Source organism: Chryseobacterium glaciei (assembly GCF_001648155.1).
In the GTDB taxonomy this organism is placed as follows: domain Bacteria; phylum Bacteroidota; class Bacteroidia; order Flavobacteriales; family Weeksellaceae; genus Chryseobacterium; species Chryseobacterium glaciei.
The window spans coordinates 517,199-538,936 of the sequence record NZ_CP015199.1 but is presented as its reverse complement, the minus strand read 5'-3'; the positions used below and the strand labels follow the sequence as shown (position 1 = coordinate 538,936).

Here is a 21,738-nt window from a genome sequence, read left to right as displayed (position 1 = left end):
TTTAAATTTTAAAAAGAGAAATTAAAGCCTAAAGAAAATCTTCTTGGAATTGGGTAAATCGTTCCTGCTCTACCGGAATATGTAGTTTGGCCTCCTACAGCTCCTACTTCCGGATCTACGCCTGAAAATTTAGTGATCGTAAATAGATTTTCACCCATAATATAAATGCTAGCAGATTTAATTTTTATCTTTTCTGTTAGGGAAGCTGGGAAATTGTATCCCAATCTTAAAGATCTTAATTTAACATAGCTTGCATCTTCTAAATATCGGGATGAAGGTCTGTTGGTTAAACTACTGCTGTTATAACTTGCTACCGGATGTGTTGCATTGTCTCCCGGTTTTTCCCATCTGGTCCATCCATCTTGTAACACCATTTGGTTGTAATATGGATAAGCTCCATCTGAATCAAAATATTCTCTGTCTGAATTATATATTTGCCCTCCTTGTGAGAAGTAAAGGCTTGCATTCATGTAAAAATTTTTGACAGTAAGATTGGTGTTGAAAGCTCCATAGTAATCAGGTGTCGCATGGCCAACGATCTGCAATGTTGCTTGATTGTAGTTGGATGTTAAAGTTCTGCTTCCGTCGGCATTTACAACTTCCCATTGGCCTGCGCCATTATCAGGATTTACGCCCATCCATTTTCTCATGTAAAAAGAGGTGACGTCATATCCTGTTATTGCTGCTTGACTGTTGTTTAAAAGTTGAGTAGCATTATCTCTCGTAGAAAGAACAGCGTTTTTATAAGTACTGACATTGAATCCCAGATCCCAAGTCACGGTTGGAGATTTGATGATGGCATAATTGAAGTTAAATTCCCAACCCTTGTTTTGTACGTCGCCAACATTCAAATATTGTCTGTCGACACCTGTTAATGAAGGGAGGGTAGCTAATATTAGTAAGTTTTTAGTCTTATTATTAAAATAATCAACATTTAAAGTCAATCTATTATTAAATGCTGAGATATCTGTACCAAGATTATTTTGATAAATCGATTCCCAGGTTAAGTCCGGATTTCCTAATTGACTCCAAGTTGCTCCGACCTGTCCGTTATATACTTGTGTCAAAGCATATAAATCCTGCCATCCGTAATTTGGTGATGGAGTATTTCCTACAAGGCCTCGGCTGGCTCTTAATTTCCATTCATTAATAGCTTTTACGTTGAAAAATTTTTCTTTATGAATATTCCAGCCTAAACTATAAGAATAAAACAGTCCGTTTCTGTGATCCTTACCAAATGCGGAAGAGGATTCGCTTCGTAAAGATCCCTGAACAAAATATTTTTTATCATAAACATATTCTGCATTCAATAAAAGGGCATTGTAGGCTCTTTCAAATTTTGTTCCTGATGGTTTTTGTCCCGTTGTAGCTCCATCGTCAAAAATATCTGTTCCTGGAACTACACCGTAAACGCCTGCTCGGGATATTTTATAAAACCTGTCCGAATATTCGTAAGCTGCTAGTGCATTTACATTATGAACGCCAAAATCTTTATCAAATCTCAACATTTGATTGAAGAATTTACTGATGTCTTTTACGTATGATTCTGTTAACCCGCCTTTATTACTCTCCCCGGAAATAGACCTTGGGTCTGTATAATACATGTCATCGTAGTTTTTATACGTGACGTTATTGGTTGTGATAAATTTCAGATAGTCGGTAATCTTAACTTCTGCATCAAGATTTCCTAAGAGATCCAATTGATTACTTTTACCATAATTCCATTGCAGATCATATAAATAATTGCTGTAATCTCTTCCGTACCAATCACCTGTATAAGTATTTGGATTGATTAAATTTCCAGAGCTGTCTCTAGGGTTATCCCAAGGCATGTTGAGGTACATTTCGTAAAGAGATCCTTGATTGTCTTTTCCTGTTGTGTAGGATAAACTAACTTTTGGTTTTAAGGTTAACCATGATTTTATCTTTTGTTCATGATTAATTCTGAAAGATAATCGGTTGAATTCGTAAGTTTTAACCGTCCCAGTCTCATTATAATAATTCCCGGAAATATAGGTTTTAGAATTTTCAGAACCTCCTCTGAAATCTATGGTGTAATTTTGTACAACTCCCGTTTGGGTGCCGTTTTTAAGCCAATTATAGCCATCATTTCTAAGTTCTTCTGGTAGAGGAGGAGCGTTTTTTAATGAGGTAAAGTTATCATATAATTGATTTCCGTTCATAAGTTTGAAACGGCCGTTAGTAAATGTGTTGAAAGAGTTGTTCATTGAAAAGCTCAACACACCTTTTCCTGAGTTTCCGGATTTTGTGAATACCTGTACAATGCCATTGGCACCTCTGGATCCGTATAAAGCTGTTGAGGTAGCGTCTTTCAGTATATTAATGCTTTCAATTTGGCTGGGATCTAAATTTGGTGTTCCAGTCATCATTACGCCATCTACCACCCATAAAGCCTGACTTGGACCATTGATCGTAGAGGTTCCTCTGATTTTTACGGAAGCAGTAGATCCCGGGGCGCCACCTCCCAAGTTAACCTGAGCTCCGGCGGCTTTTCCTTGTAACATGCTGGCTACATCGGAAGTGCTGGCATCTTTTAGTTTTTTATCAGAAATCGTAGAAACGGCTGCAGTAAGACTCGATTTTTTCTGTGCTTTGTAACCGATAATGACTACGTCTTCAATTTCTTTTTCTCTTAGGGAATCTTTGTCTTTTACTGTCTGTGCTGATATAAAGCCGGACATTAAAAAAAAGCAAATTCCTACTTTTTTAAAATTTTTGATTTGGTTTTTCATACATGTGCGATTTGTCTTGCTAATGTACAAAAAATGTTAAATCGTTTATATTTTATATCTTAATTTATGTTAATTAATTAAATTATAAATAATTATAATGTTTAAATATTAATTAATTATTATAAATAACAGTAAAATAACAGCTTTTTTACAAATAATTAGATTGAATTTTAACTGATTTCTTTTTTAGTATGAATGTTTTTTTTATGAGAAAAATAATTTTTAATATAAATTCAGTCGATGAATGTTTAAGTAACTTAAAGAGTATTATTTAAGATTATTCTACTGCTTTTATTTGTCGAATTCTTTTAAATAATTGAATGTTTTATTAACGATAGAAAAAAATAAATAAAAAATAGCCATTTGTAGAAAATGGCTAAGATGATTTTTATATAAGAGGTTGTCCTTTTTTACGATGAAAAAAGATGAAAAATTTTAATGATGATGCCCCACATGGTCATGATTATGGAAAAGATGCATAATTAAGGCTAGAGAAACACCTACAATCACAAGCCCAATTTTTACCCAATCAATATTATGGTTCTTATTGCTTTCAAAAATAATCACAGAAGAAATATGTAAGAAGATTCCTCCTACGATAGCTAAGAAATAGGGCTGTAAATCTGGATTAAAATAATTACCCAATAACATTCCAAAAGGAGATGCTAGAGCAAACAGCGCTACAATGAGTATTGAGGGATAAGATGAACTTTTAGATCCTTCTTTTCTATTGAATAAAAATGCTCCCAAAATAAATGAAATCGGAAGATTGTGAAATAAAATTCCAAGCAGATAAGGTGAAAGTGCTTGTTCTTCATTTGCTAAAGGAATTCCTTCAATAAATGCATGAACGAAAAGTCCCACCATTAAAGCAACAGGAAGAATATTATGTTCGCTGTGATGATGAACATGCCCATGTTCAAACCCTTTTGTTAAAGCTTCTAAGATCATTTGTAAAAGCACGCCGGCGATGACAAATATTCCCAAATTGCTACTCCCTTCAACTGCATATACTTGAGGGAAAACTTCATTTAAACAAATCGTGATCAGGAAACCTGCACTTAAAACCAATAAATTTTTTGCTAATTTTTCTTTTTTGCCAAAATGCTTTCCAAGAAAAACCCCTGCAATTACACTTAAAATCAGTAAAATAACAATTATCATGCTTTTTTCTTAAATAAATTGATACAACGAGTGGAAACGTCTTTATTAAAATCATTCAATTGATAATCTCCCCAGATTTTCACTCTTTCAAAACCGCATTCTGTTGCGTAAGAATTGATAGCGTCCAGCGTATGAAGTTTTACTTTTTCAAAGAAGTGGAAAGGTTTTCCGTCTGCTTCAAACTGAATATCTTTAACGATATGTCTTCCTTCAATTTTCTTACAGATTTTAAAATCAATATCACCGCGAGTGATTATTGACTCAGGAACGATGTTTTTTCTTACATATTCTTCATTCAAATAATCCAATACAAAATATCCTCCGGGTTTTAGAACATTATGAACCGATTGGAATACATTTTTATCATCTTTTTCGTTATCAAAATATCCAAAACTGGTAAATAAGTTGAAAACCGCATCCATCGGATCTGCATCGATAGGATTTCTCATATCGTGAACATCAAAAAGTAAGGTCTGATTTTCAAATTGTTTATTAAATTCTATACTCTGTCTGGAAAGGTCTAGCCCCAACACATCATAGCCTAATTTATTAAGGAAAACAGAGTGTCTTCCCTTACCACAAGCCAAATCTATGATCTTTGATGAAGGTGGTAACTGAAGCTCCGAAGTAAGCTTTGTAATGAAGTTTTCTGCCTCAGTATAATCTCTGTTACTGTAAAGCAAATGATAATAAGGTGTATCAAACCAAGATTCAAACCATTCCATAATGCAAAAATAACTAAATTTGTGGTCTTAAAAGAAATGTATTTAAACATTGAGGGATTGAAAATTTCAATAAACAGTAAAATTGAAGCCTTAATCTTTTAGTTTTTAAATCATTAAATCTTTTAATGATAAAATTATGGATATAGAAAATCTAAAGATTCAGATCAAGACATTCTTCGGTCTGGAGCCGATCTTGGCGGAAGAGATCAAAAAATTAGGTGGGCGTAATGTCGAAATTAAAAATCGTGCAGTAAATTGTGAAGGAGATTTGGGTTTCCTTTATAAAATTAATTATTCTTCGAGAACAGCTTTAAAAATTTTAGTTCCTATTTTGGAATTTAAGGCTTTTAATCAGCATCAGTTTTACGATAAATTGTTTAAAGTGGATTGGGAGGATTTCATGGATGTGGATCAGTCTTTTGCGATTGATTCAACGGTGAATTCCGACACTTTTAAGCATTCACAGTTTGTAACCTTGAAAATGAAAGACGCAATCGTTGATTATTTTCAGGAAAAAGTAAAAAAACGTCCAAATGTGGATTCTAAAAGTCCACAAATCAAATTTCACCTTCATATCGACAGAGAATTGGTAACGATTTCCTTAGATTCTTCGGGTGATGCTTTATTTAAAAGAGGATACAGAAAAGAGCAGGGTGAAGCACCAATTAATGAAGTTTTGGCAAGCGGAATGCTTCAATTAGCTGGCTGGGACGGAAAAGGAAATTTCCTTGACCCAATGTGTGGTTCGGGAACGCTTTTGATTGAGGCGGCAATGATCGCATTAGATCTTCCTGCGCAGATTTTCAGAAAAAGATTTGCTTTCCAAAACTGGCAAAATTATGATTCTGAATTATTTGCAAGAATTAAAGAAGTAAGAATCGGTAGAATTAAAGAATTTACAGGTAAAATTGTAGGTTACGATATTGATGGAAGAATGCTTAGCGCTGCAATAACCAATATTGAAGCTGCTGAAATGGAAGATATTATTGAAGTGAAAAGACAGGATTTCTTTGAGACTAAAAAAGAGCTTTTCCCTTTATTAATGGTATTTAATCCACCTTATGACGAGAGAATTTCTATTAATGATGATGATTTTTACAAGAAAATAGGAGATACTTTCAAAACGCATTATCCAAATACATTAGCTTGGCTGATTTCTTCTGACTTAGAAGCTGTGAAGAAAATTGGACTTCGACCTTCAAGAAAGATCAAACTTTTCAACGGAAAATTGGAAACAAGATTTTTACAATACGAAATGTACGAGGGAACGAAAAAAGTTCATAAACTTGAAAATCAGTAAAAAATATTTAAACGAAACCTTCCAATTTTGGAGGGTTTTTTATTTTTGAAAATTCTATTTTTGCTTAGAATGTAAAACGAATGTATGTCTTGGAATATTTTTGATGTAATTGATGGTATTTTTCAAGTTTTAGACTTTCTGAGTATTGGTTCATCTAAAACTGAAAATATTAATTATTGAGGATCTAAAAAATCATTAAAACGCAAAAAATCCAAATATTTTGTGGAGTTTTTCAGTACGGCTTTTACATTGGTAAGTTTAGTTTTATTATTTATCGTTTTTAAAGATCCTTTATTGGTTCAGAGTCCATTTCAAACGGTATGTATCGCCATTCTGATTGGTATGGTAATTACATTTTTATGTTGTTTTGCTCTATATCTTTTAGAATTTTTCTACTTCAAAAGTTTTTTTTCAATGCTGTTTTTCTGTACTTCGTTGATTTTATTATCAACTGCTTCGGTATTGTATTTATATCTAAAATCAGGTTTATTTTAAATGAATAATTTTCTTAGCAGTATTCTCTCCTGTGACTAAAGCTGCTTCTACAGTTCCGGTTGCATTCCCTGTATACAGAGCTTCTCCTGCAAAATATAATGTCTGCTCAATAGGTGTATTTAAAACCTTTCTCGCTTTTTCTGAATTTATTTTGTTGTAAGAATATGCACATTTTGCAAAAGGATCAGCAGAAGGAACACTGATCTCCCAATTTTCTAAATTTTCTGAAATAATATTTTCAGGAAGACAAAAAAAATGATGTAAAGTTTTCAAAGACCTATTCAAAAGTTCTTCCTTTGATGAATTTCTCAGTTCAAAAGCTTTTGGACCGCCCAACCAACCCGTTAATAAAGCCGGTTTTGTTTTATGCATCCACCAAGTCGGAATTTCTTCGTTGCTCAAGAGCAGATGCAAATCTTCAAGCTTAGACATTTTTGTCGTTTTAAAGAACTCAGAATTAAATTGAAAAATAAATTTGATGGCATGACCGCTACCGATCTCATTCGCCGCTGAAATATACTCTGGAATCTGAGGTTTAAATTCAATTGATTCCTGCTGTAACAGAGCGATTGGTAAAGTGAAAATCACTTTTTCTGCTTTGTATTCTTTATCGGATTTACTTTTGATAAAAACCTCATTCTTTTTCCAGTTGGCGTGCGTGATTATTTCTGAGAAGTGAAAATTAACGCTATTTTCTCTGCATTTTAAATATAAATATTCCATTAAAGAAGAATAACCGCCTTCAATTGTGTATTCGTCTTCTTCACTGTCGGGATTTTCTTCACGAAGAGAAAAAACACTCATCTCATTCGGGTCTGCACCATCGTAACCCTGAACAAAATTGAGAATACTTTTTCTTAACTTAGAATAACTTTCACCTTTAAACTCTTTTTCTAAAAATTGATAAACACTGCTATCTTCTTTAAGTTGACTTAATTTTTCATGAAAAGCTTCAAAATATTCTGAAAAATTGTCATCTTGGTTAAAATTGCCATCCTCATAATTCCAAATATCGCCTTCCGTTTTATAATATGGAATTTTTGCCTCGTCAAGCAATCGAAGGGTTGTAGGAAGATTTCCGTGTACAAATTCGGCGCCCAATTCTAAGAAATAGGGAAAAGAGTTTATACTTTTTGATTTAATTCGTCCTCCTATACGATTTTGAGCTTCAATTATTTCTATGTTAAAACCTTGTTTGCTCAATTCGTAACCAGCCATAAGACCTGAAGCTCCGGCTCCGACGATGATTATTTTTTCCATGTATCCGCAATAGTAAATTTTGAATTATGCTTTCTTCTAAGATAGAAGTCCATTGAGGTTCTATTTTGTTCGATTTGAATGTTTTTTTAACAAATATAAAATAAAATTATTCGAATAAATTGCGAACCGTTTGCGAGTTCCTTCATGAATAATTAATTTTGAAAAATTTTCAATTTGAAACCTACAATTTCCATCGTCGTTGCTATTTTTAACCGAAAAGATGAGCTTTTTGAGTTATTAAATTCTCTTACCCAACAAACAGATAAAGATTTTGAGATCATTATTGTTGATGATGGTTCTTTTGTTGATCTTAAACCGACAATCAAAAATTTTGAAGAAATTTTAGACATTAAATATTTCAGAAAAGATAATTCGGGGCCTGGCTTATCAAGAAATTACGGAGCAAAAAGAGCTGAAAACGAATGGCTTGTTTTTGTCGACAGCGACGTGATCGTAGAGAAAGATTATATTGAAAATATTAAAAAAGATATCATAGAAATTCCATGTGATGCTTTTGGTGGCGCAGATAAAGCGCACAAAGGCTTCAATTTAATGCAAAAAGCAATCTCATATTCCATGACCTCCGTTTTTACAACGGGTGGAATTAGAGGAAGTAAGAAGGCGGTTTCAAAATTTCAACCGAGAAGCTTCAATATGGGAGTAAAGAAAGATGTTTTCGAAAAAGTGGGCGGTTTTTCTGAAATGCGAATCGGTGAAGATCCTGATTTGTCAATGACGCTTTGGGAAAAAGGTTTTACAACAGCTTTTTTCGATACCATTGCGGTGTATCATAAGCGTAGAGTAGATCTTGGGAAATTTTCAAAACAAGTTTATCAGTTTGGTTGTGCAAGACCGATTCTTAATCAAAGACATCCGAATTATGTAAAAATTTCGTTTGCTTTTCCAACTTTATTTATGTTGGGCTATATTCTAGGATTCATTGAGTATTTTTTGCTTGGAAGAGGAATTATCCTGGCTTTTTATGGGCTATATACTTTTATGGTTCTTTTCCATGCTTTAATAGTGACTAAAAACATCAGCATTGCCGGAATGGCAGTTATTTCAACCTATATTCAAATGTTTTCTTACGGGTACGGATTTTTAAAATCTTGGGTTTTATTAAATATTTTGAGAATGAAACCTGAAGATGCTTTCCCGAAACATTTTCACCAAAAATAATTTTATTTTCCGAAGCTATTTGACTACGTCGAACATCAATTATTTATTTTATTATTTGAAGCTGTTTCCTGCTTTCCGCTATATCTTTTTTATTACGGCCTCCGCTTCGCTCCGGCCGCAACAAAAAAGGATGCCGCTTCACTCAGGGCTAGGGTATTTGCCGTTCTTTTTCAATCTTTGTAATCAATCAAAATTTAGTTTGTCATCCTGGAAGGATCTATACATGGCCTTGAATTGCGTTGTTGAGATCCTTACAGGATGACAAACCTTATGAATAAAGTATGAAGGAAAATATACATTCTTCATTACGCTTCTTAGCTGAGTGAAACGCCCTTGCGAACAAAAAATATACAGATTAATTTTAAAAAAAAACTTGCACCTCTTGCGTTAAAAATAAATCCATCCACTCTAAAAATGGATTATTATTCAAACAGAATAAAAAAAATAAAAGCTGTCGAAAATTTCAACAGCTTTTACAACAATAATTAGAATATAGAGATGGTTTCATGGTTGAGAACGCCTGTTTTATGCATGCATTCCTTCATCTTTTCGTAGGTTCGCTCGATGTCGTGATCCAACCCTATTGAGAATCTGATCAGTCCATCGGAAATTCCCATTTCAGCGCGTTCCTCTTCCGGAATTTCAGAAGAAGTTGAGCTTCCTGAGCATGAGAATAAAGTTTTATAAAAGCCTAAACTTACCGCCAGATAACCTAAGTTTTCCTGTTGCATCAGTTCCATTAATTCGTTAGCTTTTTCTGTAGTTCCTGCGTCTAAAGTCAATAATCCGCCGAATCCGTACTCCTCGTGCATCATGCTTTTCATTAATTCATGATTTCTGTGAGATTTCAGACCGGGATAAACGACTCTTAATCCGTCTTTTTCAAATCTTTCAGCCAGATACATTGCGTTGTAGCTGTGCTGTTTAATTCTGATATGTAGGGTTCTTAAATTCTTTAAAATACTTGCAGATCTGAAGCTGTCCATTGTTGGGCCGAGCAGCATACAAGCTCCGTTATTTACATTTTTTGTATCGTTTATAAACTGCTGAGTTCCGCAATAAACACCACCCACAGTATCACTGCTACCATTGATGAATTTTGTCAAACTATGAATAACAATATCGGCACCTAATAAAGTTGGTGAAATTGAAAGAGGAGAGAAGGTATTATCAACAATCAATTTTAGATTGTATTTTTTACAGATCTCAGAAAGTCTTCTCAAGTCGGCAACTTCAAGAAGTGGATTGCTCACACTTTCACAATAAATAACTTTTGTGTTGGGTTGAATAGAAGCTTCGATGGCTTCAAAATTATTAATATCTAAAAATGTAGTTTCAATGTGAAAAGGAGGGAGAAAATTTTTCAGGAAAGCGTACGTTCCACCGTAAATTGTTCTGCTCGAAATAATATGATCGCCACTTTTGCAAACCTGCATCAAAACAGAAGTAATGGCGCCCATTCCGGAAGCTGTAACGTTGGCTGCTTCGGTATTTTCAAGTTTTGCTAATGCCTGAGCCAAATAAAGATTCATCGGGGATGAATGTCTTGAATACAAATAGCAACCTTCTGCATTTCCTTCAAAAGTATCGAACATCGTCTTTGCAGAAAGAAAAGTATACGTTGAACTGTCTGATATCGATGGATTTACTCCACCAAATTCACCAAAATATTGTAAATCCTGTATTTCGTTTGCTGCGTTAAAGTCTTTCATGATGTTTTCGATTTTGTTGAGCTAAAAATGAATTAATTCCAGAATTATTACAACTAAATTTTAAAATATTAGAATATAAAACTGTTAAATTTAATTTAAACCGAAAAAATGTTTATTATATTTGATTAATATAAACTTTTGCCAAAAATATATCTATGACGTTTGATGAAATTGATAAAAAATTGCTTCTTTTCTTACAGGAAGATGCTAAACAAACGACCAAAGAGCTTTCTTACAAGCTTGGTTTGTCGGTAACGGCTGTTTATGAACGAATCAAAAAGCTTGAAAATAATGGTGTAATTTCAAAATATGTGGCGATTCTTGACCGACATAAAATCAACAGAGATTTTATTATTTTATGTCATGTAAAATTAAGTCAGCACAAAAAAGAATATGTACTTCAGTTTGAACGTGAAGTGATGAATTTACAGGAAGTCACGGAATGTTTTCATGTGAGTGGAGATTACGATTACATCCTTAAAATCGGTGTTAAAGACATGACGGACTACCGTAATTTTATGTTGACTAAATTAACCACTTTACAGCATATTGCAAGTACTCACAGTTCTTTTATGATCTCTGAGGTGAAAAATACGACGGCGATTGTTCTTTAAATTTTAAACTAAAACTCCATTTTTAGATGAAATTGGGTCAGGAAGGTCTGTTTCTCCCGTCATTTGTAAAAGATCGATTTCAATAGTTCTGCAAATAGAAAGCATCGGAACATCAAACATCAATCCTGCAAATGGGTTTTCGGAATAATCTCCCACCAATTCCATGATAATATAGATCCAACCGATAGTGATACAGAAAGGAATAGAAGTCCAGATTCCCCAGTCACCCAATTTGGCAAATTCATTCACCAAACCTAAAGGAAGCAAAAGAATAAAAAGAATATTAAAGACGAATGCTGTACTAGCAAACTGTCTAGGAGACGGGAATTTTTTAATTCTTTCTGCCTGTCCCTGAAAATTATAAAACTCGTTTAAGGAGTTCTGCAATTGCATTTGATTAAATTCAGAAATAACTTTATCATTTTTTAATTCATTGATTTCTTGTGCCTGTTTCGAAACCAAGAAAGTCGCAAAGTTTTTATAATCAGATTGTAGTTCAAATTCTTCTTCTGAAAGATATTTATGAAGGAAAATCGGCGTTCTTCCGTAATCGGGAAAACCTGCTTTGATTAATCTGTTACGTTTATGATCAATATTTTTAAAACTTTCGTCTTCATGGCTGATGTGCTCCCATTCTGTAGGAACCAAAAGTTGTTCACGGAAAGCGTAAAGCCATGCGATATGACGATATACGATTTTTTTTCTTCGATCTTCCAGATCAAAACTGCCTATTTCTTCATTTTTAGTATCAAAAGCATAGACCATCGAAGCAAAAGATCGACTTGAATTCACAATTCCACCCCAGATTTTTCGGGCTTCCCAAAGTCTGTCATAGGCCTGATTATTTTTAAAACCAACCAAAAATGCTTCCGCGGTACCGATCAACGCAACCGGAACCCACGGAATGGTCATCCATTGCCAGTTGAAAAAATAGAAAAGAACGGCAATCAATGTACACCAGACCGAGATCCAGATCAAATGATGACCGGATAAATTTAAGACCTGTTTGTAATTGACATATTTAGTAGTAATCATCTGTGCAGATTTTTAATGTGAAGGAAATAAGGTTAACAAAATAAATACCAATTTAAATTTAAGACAAGTTTTTTAATTAAAATAAATTACAGCATAAAAAAACCTCTAAAATTTAGAGGTTCTGTTGTTATGTTTAGTTTTTTAACATTTCTTCGATTTTCGCGGCTAATTTTTCCGCATTTGGAAGCATTTCTTTTTCCAATATTAAGTTGATTGGAACGGCTGGTGTGTCAAGAGAACCCATCGTTTCTACCGGAGCATCCAGATATTTAAAGCAGTTTTTAGAAATACGGTGTGCAAAGGCTTCTGCGAATGAATTGTTTAACTGTTCTTCCGTTAAAACGATACATTTTCCGTGAGCTTTTACTCTTTCGAAAACCAATTTTTCATCTAATGGAATTAATGTTCTCAAGTCGATCACTTCAACTTTTCCGTTAAAGTTTTTCGCAGCTTCTTTTGCCCAGTAAACCCCCATTCCATAAGTTACAACTAATAAACTTCTGCCTTTTTCAACTTCATTTTTATCAGCTTCGATAATGATTTTTCCTTTTCCGAAAGGTAGGATGTAATCTTCTGCAGGCTCGATTGTTTTGGCATCTTCCGTTCCAGGAACTTTACTCCAATATAATCCTTTATGTTCAAGCATTACAACTGGATTCGGATCGTAATAAGCTGCTTTTAATAAACCTTTGAAATCTGCTGCGTTACTTGGATAAGCGATTTTTATTCCTTTAATATTCGCTAAAATACTCTCAACGCTTCCGCTGTGATAAGGCCCGCCACCGCCGTAAGCTCCGATTGGAACTCTTATGATATTGCTTACCGGAAATTTTCCGTTGCTTAAGTAGTTTGATTTTGAAATTTCAGTAATTAACTGATTGATTCCCGGATAAATATAATCTGCAAACTGAACTTCAACAATTGGTTTTAAACCAACTGCACTCATTCCCGTTGTAGAACCAATAATATAAGCTTCCTGAATGGCTGTGTTGAAAACTCTTTTGCTTCCGAATTTCTTACCTAAAGTCACCGTTTCACGGAAAACTCCACCGATTCTTTCACCAACATCCTGTCCGTACAATAAAGCTTCTGGATGCTTCCACATAATCTCTTGGATCGCGTGAATCGCAGCATCAACCATTACAATTTTTTCGCCACCTGCTGGTTCGCGGGTTCCAACTTCCTCTGTAATTGGAGTTGGTGCAAAAATATGTTGCATTACAGTTTCGGGCTTCGGATCTTCAGCATTTTGAGCTCTTTGGAAAGCTTCTTCGGCTTCTAATCTTGCCTTTTTTGTAATTTGTTTTAATAATTCTTCGTCAGCACCAGATTCAAGTAATTGATTTCTAAGGATTTCTCCCGGATCTTTTGCTCTGTGCTTTGTTAAATCTTCTTCGTCTCTATAGAATTCTCTTCTCACTCCTGAAGTATGGTGACCTATCAAAACTGTTTTTGCACAAACAACTAGAGGTTTTCTTTCTGTTCTTACAAAATCAACTGCTTTTTTCATCACTTCGAAACTTTCAGTGAAATCTGTTCCGTCAACTCTCATTCTGCTTAAACCAGTGAATCCAGCTACGAAATCGTACGCATCACAAGTTCTTGCTTCTTCTTTAGTTACAGAAATTCCCCATTCATTATCCTGAACCAAGAAAATGATTGGAAGTTGGTGTAAAGCTGCAAATTGTAAAGCTTCACTTACTTCACCTTCAGTCACAGAATTATCTCCAAGACTGCAAACAACGACAGGATTGTTTTCAAATTGTTGTAATTCAAAATCCTGAATATATTTGATTCCCTGAGCAACTCCGGTTGTAGGAATGGTCTGCATTCCTGTTGCAGAACTCTGATGAATGATTTTTGGCATATTTTCATCCCTGCTTGAAGGGTGAGAATAATATGATCTACCTCCTGAAAAAGGGTCGTCAGCTTTTGCCAATAACTGTAGCATCAATTGATATGGCTCAAAACCAATCCCAAGAAGGATGCTTTCGTCTCTGTAATAAGGAGAAACCCAGTCTTCTTTTTTTAATTGATAAGCTGTAGCCAACTGAATAGCTTCATGACCTCTTGACGTACTGTGAACATATTTACAGATGTTTCTGTTTTCTTCGTAAATGTCGGCCATTGCTTTTGCAAGCATCATATGGTTGTAAGCCTTTAGCAAAATATCCTGAGAAACTTTTTCGTGAAGTGTATTTTCCATAGGAAGCAAATATACATAAAAAAACAAAACACTAACAAGTGTTAGTGTTTTGTAGTAATCTATTTATTGTATTGATTATTCTTTGATAACTTTTTTAGAAATTACATCTTTATCAGTCTTCACTTCAATGATGTAAATTCCTTTTGTGTAAGAAGAAATATCGATCGCTTGTCTCTCGCTATTAATTACCCCATTCTGTAATTTTTTACCAGATAAGTCATAAATAGTGAAAGTAGATTTTTTAGGAGCTTTCAATACGTTTACGATATCTTTAGTAATTGTTGGAGCGATTGCAATACCACTGTCTTTAAGAGTTTCACCAGTTGCTAAAACTAGTTGTGAATATCCTGTAACGATGATAGAGTAGTTCTGAGGAGCTGCCACACCTGCATTGTTTACTAAAGTTCCTTTATTACCAATTTCAATTCTATAGTCTCTTCCTAGAACCGGAGCATCAATTACAACTTGTTCTACGTTGTCAACTGTGTTATCTCCTTTTGTAGCGGGAGCTGTTGGGCTTAATGCGTTTAGTTTCCAAGGCTGGTAAATTGTACCTGTTACTGTGTCTACAATTCTTAGATCTAAGTCATTTACTAATCTTGACGATCTGTTGTTGTAAGCTTGTGCCCATGTTAAGCTGGCAGGAACAACATATTCAGGATCGATCCATGAAATTGTAACTTTTAATGGCTCAGTACCAGAAGCAGTAACTTTTTTCATGTTAGGGGTGCCACTTGTTAATGTTTCATTGTTAAAAATAACAGTATTGTTAGATTTTCCAACTAATATTTCAGCACCTTTTTTAGCGTTGATATATCCCCATCCAAACAATGCATCCGGACCAATGTTTCCAGCTTCAGAAGCTGAATGAATCATTAATGTTTTTGCACTTGCAGCATTTAATATTTGATTAGTGAAAAGATCTTTGTTGATTTGAGTCCACAATCCGATAACTCCTGTTACTACGGGTGCAGAATAAGAAGTTCCGCTTCCGTAGCTATATGTTACACTTCCTGTAGTGTTTTCTGCTGTAGCTGCAGAGAATACATTAGTTCCTGTAGTGGAAATATCTGGTTTAATTCCTCCGTCATCTCTTGGTCCTGCACTACTGTAATCAGAATGAACAACATCAGAAGCTGTAGTATATTTAAAGTTATTAGTAGAAATTACATCCGTAGCTCCAACTACGATAATATTTTTAGCTAAAGATCCGGGTCCGATACAATCAGCTCCATTGCTACAGTTTGTTGTAGGAAGGGTATCTGTTGTAGCGAATTGAACCAAAGTATTAGTGTCGTCTGTATAATATTTAGGGAAAGCATCTGTTCCTGGGTAATCTGGTCCGTAACCAAAATAATTTCCGGAAGATTTTACAATAATGTATGAAGGGTTGTTATATACAATCCTATCATAACTCTGATCATTGCTGAAATACGTTCCCTGTAAATCCATCGCAGTAGCAGGAGTGTCAAAAGCACCGCCCCATACCCATGCATTAGCTCCACTAACTGTTTTTAGATCCCATCCTACATTGCTTCCATAAGAGTGGTTAGATAAATTGGGTTGAGCTATAAGTATTTTGTCAAATACAGTACTTGTTGCAGTATTGCCAGGTAATGTAGTTGTTGCAAACCTGTAAGAATCCATTGTAGAATTTATAGCGATTCCTTTAATATCACCACTAAGACCACCTCCACTTATAGCAATACTTTTACCACCAATAAAACTAGCCACACCAGTTGAGTGCGCACTGTATATGTTAGTAGCCGCTTCTTTATTCGTAATTCTTCCTGGAATATTATTGAAAGCTGTGTGTGCTGCATAAACTCTACCGCCGTCAAAAATAGTGTAGTTAATACCTTCACCATTATAAGCATTAGTTAATCCACTTACTCCGCCTGCAGTGTTAAGATTGTCAGCATTGGCATTGGCAACTTGTCTAAGATCTTCATTTTGATAAAAATAAGGTTTACCATTTGGTGTAAATCCGGCTAAGTTACTTCTCTGCTCTTCAATTTCCTTTAAAGCTTCCGGTGACCTGTTTGCTCCGTAATGCTTTGAAACATAAGAGTCAAACTTTGCAGTATTCTCTTTGTTTTGTTTTTCAAACTCTCTTTTTAATCCTTCATTGTTTTGCGCACTTAATAATGTAATTGCCAAAGTGCCGACCAAAAGTAAATGTTTCTTCATAACTTTTTAGTAAATTTTTAAAAACGGTATATCTAGCAAATATATATAAAATTATTTGTTTGGATTCATTTTGTATGAATTAATTTAAAAATAATATTGATAGGTTTTGAAAATACCCAAAATAGCATGAAATTATGTCATTTTTATAATTGTAACCAAAATGACAAATGTTTAAAATTTGTTTGTTTAACCATAATTTATTAATGAAATGTCATTACCTAAATGATTTAAATTTTCAAAAAAATGAAGTAACTTTACATTCTCTTTTTTTAATAAAAGCTAGAAAAATTACATGTATTTAGTTTTTGACACAGAAACCACAGGTTTACCAAAGAATTTTAACGCACCACTCTCAGATTCAGACAACTGGCCAAGAATGGTTCAGATCGCATGGCAATTACATGACGATAATGGAGTTCTAATTGAAAACCAAGACTATATAATAAAGCCGGAAGGTTACGATATACCATTTAATGCCGCGAGAATTCACGGTATTACAACAAAAATTGCTAATGAAGAAGGTCGAGATCTACAGGAGATCTTAGAAGAGTTTTCTAAAGTTTTAGATAGAGTAAGGGTAGTTTCCGGACACAATGTTGAGTTTGATTACAATATTGTCGGGGCAGAATTATTCAGAAAAAATATAGAGGACAAACTCCAGGAAAAGCCAAAAGCGGATACCATGATTTTGGGGACAAATTATTGTCAGCTTGGAGGAGGCCGTGGAGGAAGATTCAAACCTCCGAAATTGGAGGAGCTTTACGAAAAACTTTACGGAAATAAATTCGATGAAGCCCATAATGCCGCAGCCGACGTAAATGCAACGGCTCAGGTTTTCTTCGAAATGATGAGAATCGGGATCATTCCTGCTGAGGTTCTGAAAACTTCTGAGGATCAGCTGGCGTATTTTAAAACGCTGTATCCCGATCCGATAAAACCTTTCGGAATTGTTATCAGAAGGCAGGTTGCAGATTTCAATAATAAGAAAAAGCAAAGCGACGTTGGAAGTATTGATGATATTGATCTTGGAAGATATTTCAATTTTGATAATCATAGTGTTTTTTCAACGTTGATGGCGACTTCAAGTATCTCAGATTTAATTAAAAAAGCTTCTGACGATAATTTCCCCGCTGTCGGAATGGTGGATATTGGGAATATGATGGGTGCTTTCAAATTCGTTTCAGCGGTTGAAGGTGCAAATGGCGACCGAGCGAAAAAGCATAAAGAATTTTTAGCAAAAAAACAGGAAGCAGAAGAAAACGGAACAGAATTTAATGAAGATGAACCTGTTTCTGAGCCTTTGATCCCTGTTGTTGGCTGTGAATTTTATATTTCAGACCGCTACGAACAGAAACAGTTTACCAAAGATGATCCGGACAGAAGGACTCAGGTTGTTCTTTTGGCAAAGGATTTTGATGGATATAAAAATTTAGCAAAACTTTCAAGTATAGGATTCTTAAAAGGATTTTATTTTGGAGTTCCGAGGATCAGCCGAGAGTTGATTTCTCAATATAAAGAGGGGTTAATTGCCCTGACTTCCGGAATCAACGGAGATATTCCTGATGCGATTTTAAATACAGGGGAACAAAAAGGGGAGGAGCTTTTCAAATGGTGGAAAGAAACTTTTGAAGATGATTTTTATGTTCAGATTCAAAACCATAATCTTCCAGAAGAAGAGCATTTAAATGATGTTTTACTGCATTTTGCAGATAAATATGATGTTAAAATTTTAGCTCAAAACGAAACTTATTATACGGATAAAGATGATTCTAATATTCAGGATATTGTAAGTTGTATTAAAGATGGAGAAAAACAAACAACACCTGTAGGAAAAGGTTTTGGTAAGAGAAGAGGGCTTGCTTCAGGAGAGTATTTTATTAAAAATTCTCATGAAATAAAAGAAGCTTTTTTAAATTATCCTGATGCTTTTGATGCTTATGAAGAATTTACAGGAAAATTTAAACCTTATACCTTAAAAAGAGACGTTTTACTTCCAAAATTTGATATTCCAGAGGAGTTTATCCATGCTGAAGATGAGGTTGATGGAGGAAAACGTGGTGAAATGGCCTATCTAACGCATTTAACTTACGAAGGAGCAAGAAAAAGATATGAAACAATTACAGACGAAATTAAGGAACGTCTTGATTTTGAGCTTGAAGTTGTTGCCAATACAGGTTATCCCGGTTACTTTTTGATTGTACAGGATTTCTGTAACGAAGCCCGTAAAATGGGAGTTTGGGTTGGTCCGGGACGTGGTTCGGCAGCAGGATCTGCCGTTGCATATTGTACCGGAATTACCAATGTTGACCCTATTAAATACGATTTACTATTTGAGAGATTTTTGAATCCGGAAAGGATTTCGATGCCCGATATTGATATCGATTTTGATGATGAAGGTCGAGACAAGATCATTAAATGGGTAGTTGAAAAATACGGTAAAAATCAGGTAGCTCAGATTATCACCTATTCAGTTTTGGGTGGGAAATCTGCTATTAAAGATGCCGGAAGGGTTTTAGATCTTTCAATTCCAGACACTATTAATATTGCTAAACTTATCCCTTCTACACCGGGGATGAATATTGCGAAAGCTTTAGCAAAATATGATAAATTAAAACCTGAAGATCAGATGCTTGTCGATGAGATGAGATATGTTCTGGATAGTCCTGAAGATCCACGTTTTGATGTGCTTGCGAGTGCGAAAAAAATGGAAGGATGTATCAGAAATACGGGTATTCACGCTTGTGGAGTTATTATTACGCCGGAAGATGTGAGTAATCTGGTTCCGGTGACGATTGCTGCTAAAGATGCTGATATTTTGGTTTCTCAGTTCGACAACTCGGTGGCAGAAAGTGCCGGACTTCTGAAAATGGACTTCTTGGGTCTTCGTACTTTGACGATCATCAGGGATGCTTTAAGGTTGATTAAAGAAAGACATAATGTTGATATCGATCCGGATACGATTCCGCTTGATGATACAAAAACATATCAGTTATTTAAGGAAGGAAGAACGGTTGGGATTTTCCAATATGAAAGTCCGGGGATGCAAAAATACATGAGGGAGCTTAAGCCAACGGTTTTTGCCGATCTTATTGCCATGAACGCCCTTTACCGTCCGGGTCCTATTAAATATATTCCGAACTTTATTAACAGAAAGCACGGAATTGAAGAAATTGTTTACGATTTACCCGAAACCGAAGAATATTTAAAAGAAACCTACGGAATTACCGTTTATCAGGAGCAGGTAATGCTTCTGTCTCAAAAATTGGCCAACTTTACAAAAGGTGAAGCCGATACATTGAGAAAAGCGATGGGTAAAAAGCAAATCGATGTACTGAATAAAATGTACCCGAAATTCATCGAAGGTGGTAAGAAAAACAACCTTGCCGAAGATCCGTTAAATAAAATCTGGAATGACTGGAAAGCCTTTGCAGAATATGCCTTCAACAAGTCTCACTCAACTTGTTATGCCTTAATTGCATATCATACAGCTTATTTGAAAGCAAATTACCCCGCAGAATACATGGCGAGTGTAATGAGTAACAACATCAACAATACAGAATCGATTACCATGTTCATGGAAGATTGTAAAAGTATTGGGGTAGACGTTTTAGGGCCTGATGTTAATGAATCTCAATATAAGTTCTCAGTAAACGAAAAAGGCCAGATCCGTTTCGGGTTGGGAGCGATCAAAGGTATTGGAGAAGGTCCTAGTGAAGGAATTACAAGAGAAAAAGCCAACGGAAGATTTAAAAATATATATGATTTCTTTGAAAGGATCTTACCTTCTCAAATGAATAAAAGAGTTGCGGAAAGTTTAGTATTGGCGGGAGCTTTTGATGAATTGGATTCTTTCCACCGTGGTCAGTATTTCGATATTGATATGGCAGGGAGAACGAATTTGGAAAGGTTAATAAGATACGGACAAAGCTTCCAGGAAGGGAAAAACGAGATGGAACATTCTCTTTTTGCAGATTTTGCGGATGAAGTTCAGATCGAACAGCCAAAATTAGCGCCTTGCCCGGAATGGCCGAACATGCACAAGCTTAATAAAGAAAAGGAAATCATCGGTTTCTACCTTTCTGCGCACCCGTTGGACGAGTTTAAATATCATTATCAATTCATGCAAGGTCAGCTTTCAAAAAAAGCGGTTTTAGAAAAGGATGAAGAGGAAAAAGTAGTAGCAGAAGTTGTTCCGATCCTTGAAAAAGATACTACCGATGAGGTTGCAGATCTTATAGAAATTGTTTCTGATGAATTATCTACAGGCGAAGAGGAAATTATTGAAGAAGTAACTAAAAAAGCCGAGCCAAAAGGTAATTTTTTATTCTTAAATCTCGATGAGGTTAATGCTTACAAAGACCAAGCTTTTGCCAATAAAGGAGAAGAATTATTTGAGGAGAAGAAAAAAGACTGGAAAACTTTACAAAAAGAAAGAGAGAACGGAGGTGCCGGAAAAGAATATACAGTTGCCGGTTTGATCACGGAATATGTGGTAAAAGATGGTTTCAAAAGTGGTGAAAAAGTAGCTTTTGTTACATTGGAAGATTATTCTGGATCATATTCTTTCAGGTTGGGAGACAGGGATTATATGCGTTTGAAAGAAAAACTTGAGGTGCAGCGTTTTGTTATTTTTAAAATAAAATTTGCCCAAGTGAAAGACGGACGCGTTTTCGTGAATGTAAATGATGTGATCGAGCTTCAGGAAGCCTTCGAAAGATTCGCAAAAAGTATTTCGTTGGTTATGGATGTGATGGATTTCAGACCGGAAGATCTTGATTTTTTCAGAACAGTACTCGATAGAAACAAAGGAGATCAGAAGTTGAAATTTTTCATTAAAAACATTGAGGATGATTCTCATTTAGAATTACAATCTATGAAACATTCGGTTGATCTCAATGGGGATTTGATAAAAGAAATACAACTGCTCAACAAATACGAGTTTTATCTCAACTAATTTGAATCGAAATAAAGTTAAAAAAGTGGCGTAAGTCACTTTTTTTGTTTAATAATATTAACTAATTTCATTATTTAGTAAAATTTTAATAACTAATATTTTTCATTTTATCTGATTTTGTTTGATTTAAAAATTCCGTCACTTTTTAAGT

At 34.8% G+C, this 21,738-nt stretch carries 12 protein-coding genes; 4 read left to right on the top strand and 8 right to left on the bottom strand.

Annotation, left to right across the window (positions count from 1 at the left end; genetic code table 11):
- Positions 1-8: 8 nt before the first annotated feature.
- The 3 genes from A0O34_RS02345 to A0O34_RS02335 all read right to left on the bottom strand — a co-directional run bounded on the left by A0O34_RS02345 (position 9) and on the right by A0O34_RS02335 (position 4,642).
- On the bottom strand, positions 9-2,753 hold the full coding sequence (locus A0O34_RS02345) for a SusC/RagA family TonB-linked outer membrane protein (RefSeq protein WP_066750852.1): 2,745 nt from the start codon (positions 2,751-2,753) through the stop codon (positions 9-11).
- 435 nt (positions 2,754-3,188) lie between these two features.
- Positions 3,189-3,914: a ZIP family metal transporter gene (locus tag A0O34_RS02340; protein ID WP_066759427.1), complete on the bottom strand. Its 726-nt coding sequence runs from the start codon at positions 3,912-3,914 to the stop codon at positions 3,189-3,191.
- On the bottom strand, positions 3,914-4,642 hold the full coding sequence (locus A0O34_RS02335) for an SAM-dependent methyltransferase (RefSeq protein ID WP_066750851.1): 729 nt from the start codon (positions 4,640-4,642) through the stop codon (positions 3,914-3,916). The genes A0O34_RS02340 and A0O34_RS02335 overlap by 1 nt, the downstream gene beginning before the upstream one ends.
- Positions 4,643-4,778: 136 nt before the next feature.
- Here A0O34_RS02335 and A0O34_RS02330 point away from each other — a divergent pair, with 136 nt between their 5' ends.
- Entirely contained in the window at positions 4,779-5,942 is a 1,164-nt protein-coding gene (locus A0O34_RS02330) for a THUMP domain-containing class I SAM-dependent RNA methyltransferase (protein WP_066750850.1), read from the top strand.
- A 486-nt stretch (positions 5,943-6,428) separates the two neighbouring features.
- On the opposite strand, the gene A0O34_RS02320 is transcribed toward A0O34_RS02330, so the two are convergent.
- A complete protein-coding gene (locus A0O34_RS02320) occupies positions 6,429-7,697 on the bottom strand; it encodes a flavin monoamine oxidase family protein (RefSeq protein WP_066750848.1) in 1,269 nt (422 codons plus the stop codon).
- A 174-nt stretch (positions 7,698-7,871) separates the two neighbouring features.
- Here A0O34_RS02320 and A0O34_RS02315 point away from each other — a divergent pair, with 174 nt between their 5' ends.
- Entirely contained in the window at positions 7,872-8,876 is a 1,005-nt protein-coding gene (locus A0O34_RS02315; protein ID WP_066750847.1) for a glycosyltransferase family 2 protein, read from the top strand.
- 485 nt (positions 8,877-9,361) lie between these two features.
- Here the strand turns inward: A0O34_RS02315 and A0O34_RS02310 are convergent, their stop codons facing one another.
- On the bottom strand, positions 9,362-10,588 hold the full coding sequence (locus A0O34_RS02310) for an aminotransferase class I/II-fold pyridoxal phosphate-dependent enzyme (protein WP_066750846.1): 1,227 nt from the start codon (positions 10,586-10,588) through the stop codon (positions 9,362-9,364).
- 155 nt (positions 10,589-10,743) lie between these two features.
- Between A0O34_RS02310 and A0O34_RS02305 the strand changes: the two genes are divergently transcribed.
- Positions 10,744-11,202 (top strand): Lrp/AsnC family transcriptional regulator, encoded by a 459-nt coding sequence (locus A0O34_RS02305; protein ID WP_066750845.1) that lies wholly within the window; start codon positions 10,744-10,746, stop codon positions 11,200-11,202.
- A 3-nt stretch (positions 11,203-11,205) separates the two neighbouring features.
- On the opposite strand, the gene A0O34_RS02300 is transcribed toward A0O34_RS02305, so the two are convergent.
- The 3 genes from A0O34_RS02300 to A0O34_RS02290 all read right to left on the bottom strand — a co-directional run bounded on the left by A0O34_RS02300 (position 11,206) and on the right by A0O34_RS02290 (position 16,633).
- Complete coding sequence (locus A0O34_RS02300; protein WP_066750844.1) at positions 11,206-12,237, bottom strand: bestrophin family protein; 1,032 nt, start codon at positions 12,235-12,237, stop codon at positions 11,206-11,208.
- A gap of 133 nt (positions 12,238-12,370) precedes the next feature.
- Positions 12,371-14,443, bottom strand: a complete 2,073-nt coding sequence (locus A0O34_RS02295) for an alpha-ketoacid dehydrogenase subunit alpha/beta (protein WP_066750843.1) — start codon at positions 14,441-14,443, stop codon at positions 12,371-12,373.
- Positions 14,444-14,518: 75 nt separating this feature from the next.
- Positions 14,519-16,633 (bottom strand): S8 family peptidase, encoded by a 2,115-nt coding sequence (locus tag A0O34_RS02290; RefSeq protein ID WP_066750842.1) that lies wholly within the window; start codon positions 16,631-16,633, stop codon positions 14,519-14,521.
- Between the two features lie 292 nt (positions 16,634-16,925).
- Here A0O34_RS02290 and dnaE point away from each other — a divergent pair, with 292 nt between their 5' ends.
- Positions 16,926-21,587: a DNA polymerase III subunit alpha gene (gene dnaE / locus A0O34_RS02285; RefSeq protein ID WP_066750841.1), complete on the top strand. Its 4,662-nt coding sequence runs from the start codon at positions 16,926-16,928 to the stop codon at positions 21,585-21,587.
- Positions 21,588-21,738: the final 151 nt, after the last annotated feature.

What these genes read in the sequence shown, in the direction of transcription:
- dnaE (WP_066750841.1), top strand. Translation starts at nt 16,926, where the DNA reads ATGTATTTAGTTTTTGACACAGAAACCACAGGTTTACCAAAGAATTTT.
- A0O34_RS02320 (WP_066750848.1), bottom strand. Translation starts at nt 7,697, where the DNA reads ATGGAAAAAATAATCATCGTCGGAGCCGGAGCTTCAGGTCTTATGGCT.
- A0O34_RS02290 (WP_066750842.1), bottom strand. Translation starts at nt 16,633, where the DNA reads ATGAAGAAACATTTACTTTTGGTCGGCACTTTGGCAATTACATTATTA.
- A0O34_RS02310 (WP_066750846.1), bottom strand. Translation starts at nt 10,588, where the DNA reads ATGAAAGACTTTAACGCAGCAAACGAAATACAGGATTTACAATATTTT.
- A0O34_RS02305 (WP_066750845.1), top strand. Translation starts at nt 10,744, where the DNA reads ATGACGTTTGATGAAATTGATAAAAAATTGCTTCTTTTCTTACAGGAA.
- A0O34_RS02295 (WP_066750843.1), bottom strand. Translation starts at nt 14,443, where the DNA reads ATGGAAAATACACTTCACGAAAAAGTTTCTCAGGATATTTTGCTAAAG.
- A0O34_RS02300 (WP_066750844.1), bottom strand. Translation starts at nt 12,237, where the DNA reads ATGATTACTACTAAATATGTCAATTACAAACAGGTCTTAAATTTATCC.
- A0O34_RS02330 (WP_066750850.1), top strand. Translation starts at nt 4,779, where the DNA reads ATGGATATAGAAAATCTAAAGATTCAGATCAAGACATTCTTCGGTCTG.
- A0O34_RS02345 (WP_066750852.1), bottom strand. Translation starts at nt 2,753, where the DNA reads ATGAAAAACCAAATCAAAAATTTTAAAAAAGTAGGAATTTGCTTTTTT.
- A0O34_RS02335 (WP_066750851.1), bottom strand. Translation starts at nt 4,642, where the DNA reads ATGGAATGGTTTGAATCTTGGTTTGATACACCTTATTATCATTTGCTT.